Annotated in this window: 15 protein-coding genes and 1 pseudogene; 10 read left to right on the top strand and 6 right to left on the bottom strand. The window is 69.0% G+C overall.

Going from position 1 to position 15561, the window contains the following annotated elements:
• Positions 1-54: 54 nt before the first annotated feature.
• Positions 55-519 carry a DUF6474 family protein gene (locus ED92_RS05720; protein WP_037333793.1) on the bottom strand — a complete coding sequence of 155 codons (465 nt, stop codon included), beginning with the start codon at positions 517-519 and terminating at the stop codon, positions 55-57.
• Positions 520-609: 90 nt separating this feature from the next.
• Between ED92_RS05720 and ED92_RS05715 the strand changes: the two genes are divergently transcribed.
• The 3 genes from ED92_RS05715 to ED92_RS05705 all read left to right on the top strand — a co-directional run bounded on the left by ED92_RS05715 (position 610) and on the right by ED92_RS05705 (position 3736).
• Positions 610-2256, top strand: a complete 1647-nt coding sequence (locus tag ED92_RS05715; RefSeq protein ID WP_200882671.1) for a TM0106 family RecB-like putative nuclease — start codon at positions 610-612, stop codon at positions 2254-2256.
• A gap of 79 nt (positions 2257-2335) precedes the next feature.
• Complete coding sequence (locus ED92_RS05710) at positions 2336-2944, top strand: PadR family transcriptional regulator (protein WP_037333786.1); 609 nt, start codon at positions 2336-2338, stop codon at positions 2942-2944.
• 117 nt (positions 2945-3061) lie between these two features.
• Positions 3062-3736 (top strand): class I SAM-dependent methyltransferase, encoded by a 675-nt coding sequence (locus ED92_RS05705; protein WP_037333783.1) that lies wholly within the window; start codon positions 3062-3064, stop codon positions 3734-3736.
• A gap of 61 nt (positions 3737-3797) precedes the next feature.
• Here the strand turns inward: ED92_RS05705 and ED92_RS05700 are convergent, their stop codons facing one another.
• On the bottom strand, positions 3798-4556 hold the full coding sequence (locus ED92_RS05700; protein ID WP_037333780.1) for an SDR family NAD(P)-dependent oxidoreductase: 759 nt from the start codon (positions 4554-4556) through the stop codon (positions 3798-3800).
• Positions 4557-4714: 158 nt separating this feature from the next.
• On the opposite strand from ED92_RS05700, the gene ED92_RS05695 reads away from it, so the two are divergent.
• Entirely contained in the window at positions 4715-6025 is a 1311-nt protein-coding gene (locus ED92_RS05695) for a UDP-glucose/GDP-mannose dehydrogenase family protein (RefSeq protein ID WP_081975701.1), read from the top strand.
• Here the strand turns inward: ED92_RS05695 and ED92_RS05690 are convergent.
• On the bottom strand, positions 6020-6598 hold the full coding sequence (locus ED92_RS05690; RefSeq protein ID WP_037333778.1) for a TetR/AcrR family transcriptional regulator: 579 nt from the start codon (positions 6596-6598) through the stop codon (positions 6020-6022). The two genes, ED92_RS05695 and ED92_RS05690, sit on opposite strands and share 6 nt — an antisense overlap.
• A gap of 113 nt (positions 6599-6711) precedes the next feature.
• On the opposite strand from ED92_RS05690, the gene ED92_RS05685 reads away from it, so the two are divergent.
• Genes ED92_RS05685 through ED92_RS05675 form a run of 3 tightly spaced genes read left to right on the top strand, consistent with a single transcriptional unit; the run spans position 6712 to position 10121 of the window.
• Positions 6712-7905, top strand: coding sequence for an FAD-dependent monooxygenase (locus ED92_RS05685; protein WP_037333776.1), 1194 nt, complete (start codon positions 6712-6714; stop codon positions 7903-7905).
• Between the two features lie 12 nt (positions 7906-7917).
• The gene (locus ED92_RS05680; RefSeq protein WP_235213234.1) at positions 7918-8325 is read left to right on the top strand and encodes a hypothetical protein; all 408 of its coding nucleotides are present in this window, start codon (positions 7918-7920) and stop codon (positions 8323-8325) included.
• A gap of 32 nt (positions 8326-8357) precedes the next feature.
• Positions 8358-10121 (top strand): gamma-glutamyltransferase family protein, encoded by a 1764-nt coding sequence (locus ED92_RS05675; RefSeq protein ID WP_037333770.1) that lies wholly within the window; start codon positions 8358-8360, stop codon positions 10119-10121.
• A 185-nt stretch (positions 10122-10306) separates the two neighbouring features.
• On the opposite strand, the gene ED92_RS05670 is transcribed toward ED92_RS05675, so the two are convergent.
• From ED92_RS05670 to ED92_RS05660, 3 genes are read right to left on the bottom strand one after another with little or no spacing between them, the layout of a single operon-like run.
• Positions 10307-11194, bottom strand: a complete 888-nt coding sequence (locus ED92_RS05670; protein WP_037333767.1) for a VOC family protein — start codon at positions 11192-11194, stop codon at positions 10307-10309.
• Complete coding sequence (locus ED92_RS05665) at positions 11187-11705, bottom strand: RNA polymerase sigma factor (protein ID WP_037333763.1); 519 nt, start codon at positions 11703-11705, stop codon at positions 11187-11189. Before ED92_RS05665 ends, ED92_RS05670 begins: the two co-directional genes overlap by 8 nt.
• A 53-nt stretch (positions 11706-11758) precedes the next feature.
• Positions 11759-13189, bottom strand: a complete 1431-nt coding sequence (locus ED92_RS05660; protein ID WP_037333760.1) for an MFS transporter — start codon at positions 13187-13189, stop codon at positions 11759-11761.
• 108 nt (positions 13190-13297) lie between these two features.
• Between ED92_RS05660 and ED92_RS05655 the strand changes: the two genes are divergently transcribed.
• The 3 genes and pseudogenes from ED92_RS05655 to ED92_RS05645 all read left to right on the top strand — a co-directional run.
• Positions 13298-14131, top strand: a complete 834-nt coding sequence (locus tag ED92_RS05655) for a helix-turn-helix transcriptional regulator (protein WP_125731480.1) — start codon at positions 13298-13300, stop codon at positions 14129-14131.
• Between the two features lie 63 nt (positions 14132-14194).
• A complete protein-coding gene (locus tag ED92_RS05650) occupies positions 14195-15043 on the top strand; it encodes a hypothetical protein (protein WP_235213201.1) in 849 nt (282 codons plus the stop codon).
• A gap of 58 nt (positions 15044-15101) precedes the next feature.
• Positions 15102-15561, top strand: a pseudogene (locus tag ED92_RS05645) (sensor histidine kinase); the annotation flags it as partial.

Here is a 15561-nt window from a genome sequence, read left to right as displayed (position 1 = left end):
GCCGTTCAGGACGAAATATGTCCTGAACGGCCCTTTCATGACATCCGGTGAGGCTCAGATCCCCAGCCGGTGCAGCAGCTTCCCCTCCAGCTGGTCCAGCTCCCCGGCCACGGCCCGGTGCGCCGCCTTCCGCCGTGCGGCGGGCATCCGCTCCGAAGCACGAACGGTCGCCGAAAGCTGCTCCAGCGTCCCCTGCGTGTCCTTCGCGAAGGCCGCGTCGGCGTCTGTCGCCTTCGCGGACCTCTTCAGCTCCGCGAGCCCCTGCGTCAGCCCCGCGATCCGCGCGTGCAGCGCGGCACCGCGTCCGCTGAACTCGCCGAGCTGGTCGACGGCGACGCCGAGCTTCTTCGCTTGATAACGGTCGTATAGCTCTCGTGCGGCGCCCGCCGCTCGAACGGCGTACGGCGCGATCACCGGCAGTACGGCCGGTCCGACCACTTTGGCCACCGCGACGGCGTTCTTCGCCTTCTTCGGGGTAAACCTGCCTTCGCCCTCGACGGCTTTGGCCTTGCGCGCCATGGCACCTCCCACGCTGTGTCACTGACGAACTTACTGGTCCCCGATGTGGCGGGCATGTCGGCTTGCCGGTGGCCTTCTAGAGTGTTGTCCGTGAGTAACGAGGTGCTACTGGATGCGGGAGCGGTGAGCCGCTGCCGGCGTCGCGTGCACCTGGAACACGATCCGGCGATGCGCGAGGTCCCGCTCGCCCCGCCCGACCCCGCCGCGCAGCAGCGGATCGCCGACGCCTCAGCACATCGCGACGCGATCGTGCAGCGGCTCATGGACGCGACCGGACCCGATGCGACCTGGGTCAAGATCCCTCGCGACCTCCCTGCCGCCGAGCGCGTGCAGCTCACCGAAGAGGCCTTCGCCGCCGAAGCGCGCTACATCTGGGGCGCGCTGCTCCCGGTGGATCGCGCCGGTCATCGGCGTGGCGGCTCCGAACTCCTGGTCAACACCGGCGACGGCTACGTGCCGGTGCTGGTCGTGCGGCACCGCATCACCGATCGCGGCGCGGGCGCGCCGACCACCGTGATGACCGACCTCGATCCGGCGAACCGGCTGCCCGACGCGGCGCGAAAGGTCCGCTCTCAGCCGCGCGACCAGATGCGGCTCGCCCACCTCTATCGGATGCTCGAAGCGCTCGGAAAGCACGAAGGACACCGCGCCGTCGGCGGCGTCATCGGGCTCGACGCGGACGTCGTCGTCTGGCATGACCTGTCCGCGGCCACCTGGCCTGGCGGCCGAAGCGCGCTGACGGAGTACCAGAGCCGCTTCGCCGACAGGCTCGCCATCGCGACCGCCGCCGCCGAAGGGGACGAGCCGCTCGCCGAGCCTTCCCGCGTCCTCGAATGCCGGCGCTGCCCCTGGTGGCCGACGTGCGAGGTCGTGCTCACCGAAACCCGCGACGTCAGCCTGGTCGTCCGCGGCGAGGACGCGATGGAACTGCGCCGCGCCGGGGTGTCCACAGTGGACAAGCTGGCCGCGCTCGACCCGGCCGACGAGCCCCCGCCGATGAACTGGACCGGCGGCACCTTCGCCGACTCGATCATCCTGGCGCGCGCCTGGCTCGCCGATCTCACGATGGTGCGCAAGGTCGACCGCGTCGAGGTCCCGCGCGGCGACGTCGAGGTCGACGTCGACATGGAGAGTTTCGGTGATTCCGGCGCGTACCTGTGGGGTTCGCTGCTGACCGGCGCCGACATCGGGATGGAGCAGGGCTACCGGGCGTTCGCGACCTGGGAGCCGCTGCCGACCGCCGACGAGGCCCGGTCGTTCGCGGAGTTCTGGGCCTGGTTCACCGAAGTCCGCGAGCGCACGCTCGCCGCGGGCCTGACCTTCCGCGCCTACTGCTACAACGCGCTCGCCGAGAACCGCTGGCTCTTCGGCTCCGCGAGCCGGTTCGGCGACTACCCCGGTGTCCCCAAGAAGGCCGAGATCGCGTCCTTTGTGGACTCCGAGGAGTGGATCGACCTCTTCCGCAGCGTCACCGACCAGTTCCTGTGCTCGCACGGCAAGGGGCTCAAGGTCATCGCCCCGGTCGCCGGGTTCGCGTGGCGCGATCCGGAAGCGGGCGGCGAGGCGTCGATGCGGTGGTACCGCGACGCCGTCGGCATGGACGGCGGTGTCCCCGACGACGTCCAGCGGGAGCGTCTCCTTCGCTACAACGAGGACGACGTCCTGGCCACGCACGCGCTGCGGAACTGGATGACCGACCACGCGCAGACGTCCGTGCCGTACATGAACGACCTCTGATCCCGGCTCTCGCCGAGCTTGCGATCACTCGCGGCCCTGTGGATACTCGTTGACGAGTACTCGTCCACGAGGAGGCGCGGTGAAGCGGCGCAAGGTCGGGAATCTGCTCGCGCTGGCGATCCTGTCCACGCTGAACGAGCGCCCGATGCATCCGTACGAAATGGCCTCGGTCCTGAAGAGCCGCGGCAAGGACCGCGACATGGGGATCAAATGGGGTTCCTTCTACACGGTCGTCGGCAACCTGCGGAAACACGGTTTCATCGAGGCCGCGGAGAGCGGTCGCGACGGCGCCCGACCCGAGCGCACGGTGTACCGGATCACCGACGCCGGCCGTGACGAAATGCTCGACTGGCTGCGTGAGCTCCTGGGCGAGCTCGCGCCGGAGGAGCCGAAGTTCGTCGCCGGGCTGTCGGTGATGGGGTGGCTCGGGCCGGACGAGGTGGTCGCCCTGTTCCGCACCCGGCTGGCGGCGCTGGAGGAGGACATCGCCTCGACGCGAGCGGAGCTGACGCGGCTCCTCGAAGAGATCCCGCGGCTGGTGCTGCTCGAAACCGAGTACCACCTGGCGATCCGGGTCGCCGAGGCCGAATGGGTCCGCTCGATCCTCGGGGAACTGACTTCCGGCTCGATGCCGGGGCTCGCGCAGTGGCGGGCCATGCTGGCGGAAAGGGGGAGTACTCGCAGTTGAAAGAGCCCCGGCGAGGTGTTGCAGCACCCCGCCGGGGCGACGATCCCGCAACCGGAACCCGGCCACGAGACGGCACTTCGAGGATAACCGGGCTCCGGGCGAACAACCTGGAGAGACATGTCGAACATCAAGGACAGGAAACGGTTCAAGATCTTGCCGGAGATGGGCGGCGCGCTGGCGCGGAACTACGCCCGGCAGCGCGGCACCGGACCGCAGATCGAACACTGGCGGCGGCAGGCGCGCGAACTCACCGCGGACCTGCCGGAAGGCGCGAAGATCCTCGAGGTCGCCTTCGGCCCCGGCTACTTCGCCGTCGAACTCGCGCGGCTCGGGTTCTCCGTCACCGGCCTCGACGTCGCACCGACGTTCGTCGAGATCGCGAGCGAATACGCGCGGGCTGAAGGCGTCGAGGTCTCGTTTCGCGAGGGCGATGTCGCGGCCATGCCGTTCGACGACGAGTCGTTCGACTTCGTCGTGTGCCAGGCGGCGTTCAAGAACTTCGTGTGGCCGGTGAAGGCACTCGACGAGATGTACCGCGTGCTGCGCCCGGGCGGGACGGCCGTGGTGCAGGACATGAACCGCGACTCGACCGATGGCGACATCGTGCGCGAGGTGGAGAGCATGAAGCTCGGGAAGCTGGCGGCTCTCGGTGTGCGGCAGGCGCTCACCGGGCTGCGGCGGCGGGCGTACACGCCGGTCGACTTCGGCGGGCTGGTCGCCGAAACCGCGTTCCGGACGTGCGAGATCACTACGTCGGGCATCAGCCTGGACGTCCGCCTCACCCGCTCCTGAAATGTCATGAAAGGGCCGTTCCTGACGTTTTCCGTCAGGAACGGCCCTTTCCTGACATCCGTCAGCGAGGAGCCATGCGCAGCGAGCCGTCCATCCGGATGACCTCGCCGTTCAGGTAGTCGTGGTCGATCAGCGACAGCGCGAGCTGCGCGTACTCGTCCGGCCGCGCGAGCCGCTTCGGGAACGGCACGCCCTCGGCCAGCGAAGCGCGGAACTCCTCGCTCACCGTCGCCAGCATCGGGGTGTCGACGATGCCCGGCGCGATGGTCAGCACGCGGATCCCGTGCGACGCGAGGTCGCGCGCGGCGGGCAGGGTCATCCCGACGATGCCGCCCTTGGACGACGAGTACGCGACCTGCCCGATCTGGCCGTCGAAGGCGGCGACCGACGCGGTGTTGATGATGACGCCGCGCGCGTTGTCGGCCAGCGGCTCGGTCTTGGCGATGGCCTCGGAGGCCAGCGTCAGCACGTTGAAGGAGCCGATCAGGTTGATCTGGACGACCTTCGCGTACAGGGCGAGGTCGTGCGGGCCCTTCTTCGAAAGGATCCGCGCGGACGGCCCGATCCCGGCGCAGTTCACCACGGTCCGCAGCGGCACCCCGGACTCGGCCGCGGTCGCGACGGCGGCGCGTACCTGCTCCGGGTCGGTCACGTCCGCCTCGACGTAGGTGATGCCCTCGATCTGCTCGGCGTTGGCGATGGCGCCGGCGAGGTCCAGCGCGAAGACCCGCGCGCCCTTCGCGGCGAGCGCCTTCGCGGTCGCGCCGCCGAGCCCGGACGCGCCACCCGTGACGAGCGCCGCGGTATCGGTGATCTGCATGTTCTCCCTTTCGTCGGCAACCGTTCATAGGTTAACGCTCGTTCGCATCGGGCCCAGGTGGGATGGCTCACTCCGGTGCGAAGCATGTCGTGAGGAGTATTCGGGCCTGAAGCATTCCGTTCGCTCGGAGGTCAACTCCGGCTGTCACCTTCAGCAGCATGAGCGCTGCTCGGATCGTGGTGGTGGGGACCGGTTACGTCGGATTGACCACGGGGGCCTGCCTGGCCGGCCTGGGGCATCGAGTCACTTGCGTCGATGTCGACCAGGCGAAGGTCGCAAGGCTTTCCGCCGGACGGGTGGACATCCTGGAGCCGGGATTGTCCGAGCTGGTGTCGAGGGGACTGACCAGCGGGAGACTCGAGTTCGTGGTCGGCGCACGCGACGCCGTTCGCGACGCCGAGGCCGTTTTCCTTTGTGTGCCAACGCCGATGGGCGCGGGCGGCTCGGCGGACCTGCGGGCGGTCGAAGCCGTCGCCGCCGAGATCGGCGACGTCATCCCGCCGGGCTGCGCGCTGATCACCAAATCGACCGTTCCGGTGGGGACGTCGAAGCGCATCCAGGCGATGCTCGGCCGCACGGACGTGCCGGTGGTGTCGAACCCCGAGTTCCTGCGTGAGGGCACCGCGGTCGAGGATTTCCTCGGCCCCGACCGGATCGTCGTCGGCTCGGACGACGTCGCGGCCGCCCGCTGGGTCGGCGATCTCTACGCCGACCTCGCCGCCCCGGTCGTCGTCGCCGACGCGGCCAGCGCGGAACTGGTGAAGTACGCGGCGAACTGCTTCCTCGCGATGAAACTGTCCTATGTGAACTCGATCGCCGAACTGTGCGAACGCCTCGGCGCCGACATCGACCTGGTCACCGAGGGCATGGGCTACGACCGGCGCATCGGCCGCTCGTTCCTCAAACCCGGACCGGGCTGGGGCGGCTCGTGCCTGCCGAAGGACACCAGCGCGCTGGTGAAGGTCGCCGAGTCGGTGCAGTACGACTTCACGCTGCTCACCTCGGCGATCGAGGAGAACATCGCGCAGCGGGACCGCATCGTCGCGAAGATCGCCGGCGCCGTCGGCGGCACGCTCGCCGGTTCGCGGATCGGCGTCCTCGGGCTGGCGTTCAAAGCCGGGACGAACGACCTGCGCGACTCGCCCGCCCTCGCGGTCGCGTCCGTGCTGGGCGCACTCGGCGCGGAACTGACCGCCTACGACCCCGCCGTCGGCGGGCATATCGACGGCATGACCGTGGTCGACGACCCGTACCAGGTCGCGAAGGCCGCCGACGCCGTCGTCGTGCTGACGGAATGGGACGAGTTCAAACGGCTCGACTGGACCTATATGGCCGAGCAGATGGACGGCGATTCGGTCGTCGACACGCGCAATCTCCTCGACCCGCACCAGATCCTGGACGCGGGCCTGTCGTGGCAGGGGGTCGGGCGGCCGCGGGCGGCGCTGCGGCGGAAGGTCGCCGTTTCATGACACCAGCGAAACGAGCTTGAGCAGCCCGTCCACGACCTCCTCGGCCGTCGGGCCGTTCTCCGGATCGAGCATGTGCTGCAGCATCACGCCCGAATTCAGGGCCGTGGCGACCGCGCCGATGCGGCGTTCGTCCGCCTCGGTGAGGGTGTCCTCGTCGATCCCGAGGATGCCCGCCGCCATCCCCCGGCGGCCCTCGCGCTGCGCGGCGGCGAGCTGTTTCCGCAGCTCAGGGTGATGTTCGGACTGCACGAACGCTTCGATCGAGGCAATCCACAGCTGGCGGTTGCGCCCGTACGAGTCGATCATCGCGCGCCACGAAGCCGCGTACTGCTCGGACGGTGACGCTTTGGGGTCGACGGCACCCCGCATCTCGGCCTGGATCTCCTTGCCCCAGTCGTCCATCGCCTGGGAGAACGCCGTGAGCAGCAGGGCTTCGCGCGATCCGAAGTGGTAGCCGATCGCCGCGTGGCTGACTCCCGCCGCCGTCGCGATGTCCCGCACCGTCGTGCGTGACCAGCCTTTTTCCTTCAAACACTCGATGGCGCCCGCCATCAGGTCCTCGCGATTACCCATGCCCGCGATCCTAGACCACGCGGTTTATCCATTTGGTTTGACCAAGCGGCTTGACCAAGCGTGCAAATCTGCCGTACGGTCACTCCCATCACCACGAACCCAGGGAGCAAGCCATGACGACCACCGTTCTGATCTCCGGCGCCGGTATCGCGGGTCCGGCCCTCGCCTTCTGGCTGCGGGAGCGCGGTTTCGCGCCGACCGTCGTCGAACGGGCGCCCGCTCTGCGTGAAGGCGGCAGCGCGGTCGACTTCCGCGGCGAGCAGATGACGCTGCTCGAGCGCATGGGGATCCTCGAGGACATTCGCGCGAAGGAAACCGCGATGGGCGAGCAGGTCATCGTCGACACGCGGGGCAAGAAGGTCGCCCAGATGCCGTCGGTCTTCTTCAGCGGCGAAGTCGAGATCGAGCGCGGAGATCTAACGCGCATCCTCTACGACCACACGAAAGACGACGTCGAGTACATCTTCGGCGACTGGATCACCAAGCTCGACGAAGTCTCGGACGGTGTCGACGTCGGCTTCGCCCACGGCGAGTCACGCAGATTCGACCTGGTCGTCGGCGCGGACGGGCTGCACTCGGGCGTGCGGCGGCTGACGTTCGGTGGCGAAGAGCTGTTCCGCACCGACCTCGGCTTCCACACCGCGGGCTTCAGCGCGCCCAATCACCTCGACCTCGACCACCTCGGCCAGATCTGCAGCGGCCCCGGCCGGACGGTCATGGTCGCCAGCGGCCGCGATCGCTCGGCGCTCAATGTCAGTTTCGTCTTCGCGTCGGAGTCACTGGAGGTGGAGCGACGCGACGTCGAGGCGCAGAAGAAGGCCCTCGCCGAGCGCTATGCCGACTTCGGCTGGGAAATCCCGACGCTGCTGGAGAGCCTCCAGGGTGCGGAGACGCTGTACTTCGATTCGCTCAGCCAGATCCACCTCGACAAGTGGTCGCGGGGCCGGGTCGTGCTGCTCGGCGACGCGGCCTGGTGCGCGGGCCCGGGCGGATCGGGCACCGGGCTCGCGATGATGGGCGCGTACATCCTGGCGGGGGAACTCGCCGCGGCACACGGAGACCACGAGGTCGCTTTCGCGCGGTACGAAGAGAAATTGCGCGGTCCGGTGAAGATCTCGCAGAAGCAGGCGGCCGGCATCGGCACGTTTCTCGCGCCGAAGACGCGGTTCATGGTCGGCTACCGGAACTTCCTGTACCGGGTGCTGGGTTCGCGGCCGATGACGAAGGTGTTCACGTGGATCACGTCGCGGGCGGCGAACGCGGCGACGCTGGAAAACTATGACGCCCCGGTGGCCGCGGGGGGATAGTTTCGTTGGGTGATGGAGGCGAAGGAGTTCCGGAAGGTCTGTTACGAGGCCGCCCGGCGAACACGTGGCCAGGTTGTCCGGTTCGTGCCGGGCGAGGTGGCACGGAACTTCGAAACCGGCGAGATCGCTTATGGCCATCGGACCGTCGCGGTGTTGTGGACGCAGGACAGGGACGAGGGCGGAAGGCGGGAGATCGTGGGCATCGCGGACGCATCCATCGGCTACGGATCGATCACCTTCGTCGACGAGCCAGGACTGCTGGCTGTTTTGAGAGAGCTTCTTCCCGAGCACCGCCTGTACTCCCGGGCCGAGCTCGAAGCGCCGATCGACATCACGGAACCGCGCTGGAAGAACCACTACGACGTCCAGTGCTGGCGGCCCGATTTCATCGGCGAGGTGCTCTTCAACTGCTGGGACTGAAAAAGTAGTTAGCAAAGCGTAGTATCACCGTCGTGTTCACGACCAGGCCGGAACTGGCCGGCACCCACGGCATGGTGGCATCGACGCACTGGCTGGCCTCGGCCACCGGCATGGCGGTGCTGGAAGACGGCGGCAACGCCTTCGACGCGGCGGTAGCGGCCGGATTCGTCCTGCAGATCGCCGAGCCGCATCTGTGCGGCCCGGCGGGGCAGGTCCCCGGCATCTTCGTCACCGCGACGGACCGGACTCCGAGAGTCCTCGCGGGTCAGGGAGTCTCGCCCGCGGCTGCGACGCCCGAATACTTCGCGGACCTCGGGCTCGATCTGATCCCCGGCAGCGGCTTGCTCCCCGCGACTGTCCCGGGCGCGTGGGACGGCTGGCTGCTGCTCCTGCGGGATCACGGCACGAAGTCGTTGCGCGATGTCCTCGGCTACGCGATTTCCTACGCACGCAACGGGATTCCTCTGGTCAGCCGGGTCGGCGACACGATCCGCGCGGTCCAGGACCTCTTCACCGAGCATTGGCCGACGTCCGCGGCGCTCTGGATGCGGGATGGCAAGCCGGTCGAAGGCCTGCACCGCAATCCGGCGCTCGCGGACACCTGGGAGCGGCTGCTCGCCGAGGCCGAGTCGGCCGGCGGCCGCGAGGCGCAGATCGACGCCGGGCGCCGCGCGTGGTCGCAAGGTTTCGTCGCCGAAGCCATCGAGGCATTCAGCCGCAAGGCTTTCCGCGACGATTCCGGCCGCGATCACGCAGGTCTCCTCACCGGCGAGGACATCGCGGGCTGGGAAGCGACGTACGAGGACGCGCTGCAGGTCGACTTCGGCGACTGGGGCCTGGTGAAGATGGGCGCCTGGACGCAAGGTCCCGCGTTGCTGCAGCAGGCTCGGCTGCTGGACGGCCTGCGCGATGAGTTGTCCTATGTGGACGGAATCCCGACCGAACGCACGGTGCACTTGGCCGTCGAGGCGGCGAAGCTGGCGTTCGCGGACCGGGAGGCGTGGTACGGCGATTCGCCCGACGTGCCGATCGAGCTGCTGATCTCCCGCGAGTACGCGGACGCCCGCCGGGCCTTGATCACCGACGAGGCGTCCGCCGAACTGCGGCCCGGCGGACCCTCGCCGCGGCTGCCCGCGATCCTCGAAAGGCTGCGCGGACTGGAATCCGGTTCCGGTGCGACGGGGGAGCCGACGGTCGGCCCGCTGGGCGAGACCCGCGGCGACACTGTGCACATCGACGTCGTCGACGCGGCCGGGAACATGATCTCGGTGACGCCGTCGGGTGGCTGGCTGCAGTCGAGCCCGACGATCCCGGAACTCGGTTTCTGTCTCGACTCGCGTGGGCAGATGTTCTGGCTGGAACAGGGTTTGCCGAATTCGCTGGCGCCACGCAAGCGGCCGCGGATCACGCTTTCGCCGTCGATGGGCCTGCGGGACGGCGAGCCGGTGCTCGCGTTCGGCACGCCCGGTGGCGACCAGCAGGACCAATGGCAGCTGTGTTTCTGGCTGGCGCACACGCTCGGCGGGCTGAACCTCCAGGAGTCGATCGACTCGCCGGCGTGGCACACCACCGCGTTCCCAAGTTCGTTCTATCCGCGTTCGTGGACGCCGCGCGAACTGGTGGTCGAGTCACGCCTCGGTAAGTCCACAGTGGACGCACTTGCCGAGCGCGGGCACGCCGTCGTCGACGCCGGACCTTGGGCGCTCGGGCGGCTTTCGGCCGTGTCCCGGTCCGGCGGCGTGCTCCGTGCCGCCGCCAACGCGCGCGGCATGCAGGGCTACGCGGCGGGCCGCTGACTCTCTTGCCGTGAAGGCCTCCTTCCCTACTTTCAGGGTAGGGAAGGAGGCCTTCACGGCAAGCGGTTGTCCACAATGGCTCCCACCTGTGGACAACCCGCCTCACGTCCGCCTCCCGGACCCCATCGGCGATAGACTGGCTTCGGGGTCGCCCCCCTGGGAGTGGTGGGGGGTGGGGAGGTGACTCAAGAGCGCGGCTGTTCCCAGAGCCAGAATTCGATGCCCTGGTTGTCCACGCACTCGGCGCTCAGGCCGTAGGGCTGCTGTTCGGTTTCACCCGCCTGGCCGCCCTGGGCCCGGACACGGTCGAGGGCGGCGGCGAGGTCGTCGACGGCGTACATGACCTTCCAGCCCACCTGCCGCCCCGGACCACCCCAAAGCCCGCCCTGCAAGCCGGAACCTTCGACACTCCAACCGCCTTCGACCCGTCCGGGTGAGAACTGCCAGCCCAAAACGGCGCCGTAGAACGCCTTCGCGCGTTCGTCGTCCGGGACCTGGAAGGTGAAGTAGCCCGCTTCGCCGTGCCGGATCGGCGTAGCGCCGGAAGCGGGTCGAGGCGCCGCTTGCGCGACGAGCCACCGCTGGCCGTACGGGTCCTTGATCTCCCCGCTCAGCCCGTGGCCCTCGTCCGCGACGGGACGCCGCAGCTCTCCGCCCAGCTCCACGGCCCGCGCGGCCGAAGCATGCGCGTCCGCGACCTCGACCCGGATCAGCGGGCCACCGGCCGGCGCCACGACGATGCCCAGTTCGGGAAACTCCTCCGCGAACATCAGCACGCTGTCCCCGATGGCCAGTTCGGCGTGCCCGACGCGACCGTCCTCCATCACGATCGGATCGGACCGCCGTCGCGCCCCGAACACCTCGACGTAGAAGTCGAGCGCGGCGCGGGCGTCCGTCACCACGAGATACGGCGTCAAAGAGCGGACTTCGGCATCGGTGGTGGTGAGTGTTTCGGTCATCTCGGCTCCGTTCAGGACGGCGCGACGAAGGTTGTCACGCAGTTCGGCGGCGAAGAGCGGGTCAGGCTCGACAGGCTGCGAGGGCGCGCGAAGCGCGTCGAATGGATCAGACATCGCGACCCTCCTTCTCCTGGTAAGCCCGCCGGAACGCGGCACGGGCCCGCACGAGCAACGCCTCCGTGGCGTGCACCGTGCGCTCGAGATGCTCGGCGACCTCCGGGACCGGGAGGCCGTCGACGTAGCGAAGCGTCAACGCGGCTTGGTGATGCGCCCCGAGCGACGCGAGCACCTCGCGTGCCAGCAGCGCGTCCAGCCGTTCGTCCCACGGATCGGTGTACTCCTCTTCGTGGACGAGCCGCAGCCCGCGTTCCTCGCGTTCCTTGCGCCGCCAGTGATCGGCGAGTTTGTGCCGGGCGACGCCGATCAGCCACCCGGTGCTCACCGGCGGTGCGAGCTCCTTGCGACAGGCCCTCACCGCGCCGAGGAACGTCTCCGACGTCAATTCCTCGGCGAGGGTGCGATCACCGCACCGGGACAGCAGGTACCCGTAGACCTCCGGCAACGCCGTCTCGTACAGCGAAAGCAGCGCGAAGGCCGGGTCCCGATGCACCCGTGGTTCCGTCACATCCCCATCGTCGCTCGGGGAGCCACAACTCCGACGGGTGAAACCGAACTTTCTCAGGCACGCGGGTCCGGCAGCCGTCGCGCGACCGTGATCACGCCGACCGTCAGCACCGCCTGGATGCCGATGACCAGCGCGAACGCGCCCTTCATCCCGAGCGGCCCGGCACCGGCGGACGCGAACAACGTCCCCAGCGTCGCGACGCCCAGCGCCATCGCGGCCTGCTGCGACGTCGTCAGCATCCCGCTGCCGACCCCGGCGATCTCCGGCGGCACCTTCGACAACACGATCCGGAACACCGTCGTCATCGCCAGTCCCTGGCCGAGGCCGCACAGCAGCATCCCCGGCGCGAAATCGAGCACGCCCAGGTTCGGCCATTCCAGCAGCACGGTCCCGATCAGCACCAGCAGCCCGAGCAGCTGCACCGAGAGACCGGCGGCCACGACCCGCTGCCCGAACCGCGTCACCAGGCGGCTGCTGACCAGGCACATCGCGAAGAACGCGAGCGAAAGCGGCGCCGTCACCAGGCCGGAACCGAACGGCCCCAGGTGCAGGCCGTCCTGCAATGTCACCGCGAACACGAACATGAACGCGCTGAACCCGATGAAGAACGGCACCCCGACCAGCAGACCTTGCCGCACACTCGGCATCCGCATCACCGACGGCGGCAGCAGCGGGACACCGCCCCGGCGTTCCATCCGGCGTTCGACGTGGACGAATCCGGCCGCCGCGAACGGGAACACCACGAGCAACGCGATCGTCCACAGTGGCCAGCCCTGCACCGGTCCTTCCGCCAGCGGGAGCAGCAGCGACACCAGCGCGATCGCCAGGAAGAAGGTGCCGGGACGGTCGATGCCGATCGGGTTCCGCGAACGGCTCTCCGGGATCAGCCGCCGCGCGACCACCAGACCGACGAGGCCGACGGGGACGTTGACCAGGAAGATCGGCCGCCAGCCGGTACCCCAGAGATCGGCGGCGACCAGCGCCCCGCCGAGGAACTGGCCCAGCACCATCGAAAGCCCCGCTGTCGCACCGTAGAGGCCGAGGGCCTTGGAGCGGCGTTCGCCGGTGGTCGCCGCCTGGATGATCGACAGCACCTGCGGCAGCATCAGCGCGGCGGCCGCCCCCTGCGCGGCCCGTGCCAGCACCAGCGTCAACGCCGTCGGCGCGATCCCGCAGAGCAGGGAGGTGAACGTGAACGCGGTCAGCCCGATCAGGAACAGCTTGCGGCGGCCGAAGGCGTCGCCGAGCCGTCCGCCGACGACGAGCAGGACGGCGTAGGCGATCCCGTAGGCCGCGACCACCAGTTCCAAGGTGGCCGAAGACGTGCGGAGGTCCGAACCGATCGCGGGCAGGGCGATGTTGACGATGAAGAAGTCGATGAGCGGAAGTGCCGCCCCCAGCAGCACGGTGACCAGGCCCGCCGAAGTCAGGGCCGGGCCTGCGGCGACGCGTGCGGGCGTCGCCGGAACTTGCGTCGAAGTCATGAGTACCACGATCAGCCGATCGTGACCCTGGTACCAGGAGTGTGTTTATCCTGGTACCACCACTACCTGGTAACCGGCTTCGAGCTTTGCGAACCTGATGAGGTGACCATGACCGTCGATTCGCGAGTGGCCGAGGTGCGGCGGCACGAGCTGGCCGCGTTCCTGCGCAGCCGCCGCGAGCGCATCACCCCGGATCAGGTCGGCCTGCCGATCAGCGGCAGGCGCCGCACGCCGGGACTGCGGCGCGAGGAGGTCGCGCAGCTGGCCGGGGTCGGGGTCACCTGGTACACGTGGCTCGAACAGGGCCGGGACATCAACGCGTCCGAGCAGGTGCTGGACGCGATCTCCCGCACCCTGCGACTGGATCCGTACGAGCACACGCATCTGTTCACCCTCGCCGGCGCGCCCGAACCGCCGCTGGAGAAGGACTGCAAGCTCCTCAGCCAGAACATCCACCGGATGATGAACAAACTGGAGCCGTTCCCGGTCTGCGTGCGCAACGCGCGGTGCGACATCCTCGCCTACAACCGCGCCTACGACTGGCTGATGGGCGGCCTCGACGACATCCCGTTCGAGGAGCGCAACACGCTCATCCAGTGCCTGACCAATCCCGAGTGGCGCCGCAGGCTCCCGGACTGGGAGCTCAACCTGCCCCGCGTGGTCGCCGGTTTCCGCGCCGCGATGGCCGAGCACCTCGCCGAACCGGCGTGGAAGAACCTGGTCAAACGCCTGCGGCAGGAGTCCGAGCTGTTCGAGCGGATGTGGAAGGAACACGACGTCTCCACCGAACGGATCGTGCTCAAGCGATACCTGCATCCCGACGTCGGCCTGCTGCGGTTCGAGTTCTCGTACCTGTATCTCGGACGGCGTTCCGAGATCTCCCTGGCGACGCTGACCCCGGCGGACGAAGAGACCGCGGCGAAACTGCCCAGCTCCTTCTGAAGGGGGAGGCGGACCAGGCTCGCGAGGGAGCCTTTCCGCGATGTGAACGCCGACGCTGAGTGCATGACCGTAGCGATGGCTCCACCCAAGATCTCCAGCGCTCGCCTGATCGTCTGTTACGCGGCGATCCTCGGCACGCTCCCGTACCTGACGTTGAAGGCGTCCTGGGTCACCGGAGGCAACCTCGGCCTCCGAGATCCGTCCTTTGTGGACTCGGACCTGATGTTGCTGGCGAATCTGGCGACCGGCGGGATGGACGTCGTCGCGGTGGTGCTGGCGCTGGCGTTCACCTACTCCTGGGGACGGCGGATCCCCGCGCCGCTCGTCCTGTTCCCGATCTGGATCGGCACCGGGCTGCTCGCGCCGATCGTGCTGGACATCCCGGTGATCGTCGCCGACCTGTCGACCGCTCAACTGGCCGAAATGCCGCTGGAGAACTGGGTCTGGGCCGTCGTCTACGGCGGTTTCGCCTGGCAGGGGATCCTGCTGCTGACCGCGTTCGTGCTCTACGCCCGCGATCGCTGGTGGTTCGTCGTCACCGGCACCGTGAAGCCGGGGACCATCGGCGCGTCGGGTGTGCTGGGCATCGTCGCCGCACTCGTCTGCGCGGCCTTCCACACGATCTGGGCGTTCGGCTCCGGCGGCATCGCCGCTCGTGGCCAGGACATCGTGATCGCCGTGCTCATCCTCCTCGCCGTTCTCGCGCTGGCGAACGTTTCGCGAGGGCGGTTCTGGCCGCGGCTGGTGCTGGTGTGGACCGGCGCCGGGGCGATGGCGGGCACCGGGGCGTGGGGCCTGTTCGCCGCGTTCACCATGGGATCCGCCGACCACGCGGCGGTGCTGGCCGTGCAGGTGGCCGGCGGGGTGCTGATGATGGTCTCGGTCCTGCGGCGGCTACCGCACGCGGCGTAGCCGGGAAGCCGCTTTTGAACGGACGCGACACGCCCCCGCCCCGGGTAGCTTTCGTCCTGTGCTGCTGAAGGAACGGTATCCGTGGAGTCCCTGGGTGGGCCGCGTGCTGCGCGTGGTGCTGCCGCTGGGGTTCGTCCTCGGCGCCACGAGCGGCGCCTCGCGCTGGCAGCCGGGCGCGCCACAGCTGACCTCGACCGGGGTTTTGTGGCTGGTCGCCATCGCGGTGCCGCTGCTGATCGTGCACCGCTTCCCGATGACGATCTTCCTGCTCACGTCCGCGCTGACGCTCGGCTACTACGCGTCCGGCAACCCGGGCGGTCCGGCGATCGTGCTGCCGACCATCGCGCTCTTCCTGCTCACCAAGATCCGCGGGCCGGTCGTCGCCGGGTCCACCGGCGGAGCGCTGCTGGCGGTGGCGGGCATCGCGCTGTTCGTCCGGCACGGGTTCGCCGGCTTCGACCTGCGGACCGGGCTGGGCCTGGTCTGGGTGATCGCGGTCGTCGGGGTCGGGACGGCGG

It is taken from the genome of Amycolatopsis sp. MJM2582, assembly GCF_000754115.1.
GTDB classification, from domain to species: domain Bacteria; phylum Actinomycetota; class Actinomycetes; order Mycobacteriales; family Pseudonocardiaceae; genus Amycolatopsis; species Amycolatopsis japonica.
The sequence above is the reverse complement of the archived record's forward strand: the minus strand, read 5'-3'. Positions and strand labels throughout refer to the sequence as shown.

Coding starts and splice junctions, on each gene's coding strand:
- ED92_RS05720 (WP_037333793.1), bottom strand. CDS start 519: ATGGCGCGCAAGGCCAAAGCCGTCGAGGGCGAAGGCAGGTTTACCCCG.
- ED92_RS05705 (WP_037333783.1), top strand. CDS start 3,062: ATGTCGAACATCAAGGACAGGAAACGGTTCAAGATCTTGCCGGAGATG.
- ED92_RS05700 (WP_037333780.1), bottom strand. CDS start 4,556: ATGCAGATCACCGATACCGCGGCGCTCGTCACGGGTGGCGCGTCCGGG.
- ED92_RS05695 (WP_081975701.1), top strand. CDS start 4,715: ATGAGCGCTGCTCGGATCGTGGTGGTGGGGACCGGTTACGTCGGATTG.
- ED92_RS05690 (WP_037333778.1), bottom strand. CDS start 6,598: ATGGGTAATCGCGAGGACCTGATGGCGGGCGCCATCGAGTGTTTGAAG.
- ED92_RS05685 (WP_037333776.1), top strand. CDS start 6,712: ATGACGACCACCGTTCTGATCTCCGGCGCCGGTATCGCGGGTCCGGCC.
- ED92_RS05680 (WP_235213234.1), top strand. CDS start 7,918: ATGGAGGCGAAGGAGTTCCGGAAGGTCTGTTACGAGGCCGCCCGGCGA.
- ED92_RS05670 (WP_037333767.1), bottom strand. CDS start 11,194: ATGTCTGATCCATTCGACGCGCTTCGCGCGCCCTCGCAGCCTGTCGAG.
- ED92_RS05660 (WP_037333760.1), bottom strand. CDS start 13,189: ATGACTTCGACGCAAGTTCCGGCGACGCCCGCACGCGTCGCCGCAGGC.
- ED92_RS05655 (WP_125731480.1), top strand. CDS start 13,298: ATGACCGTCGATTCGCGAGTGGCCGAGGTGCGGCGGCACGAGCTGGCC.
- ED92_RS05650 (WP_235213201.1), top strand. CDS start 14,195: ATGACCGTAGCGATGGCTCCACCCAAGATCTCCAGCGCTCGCCTGATC.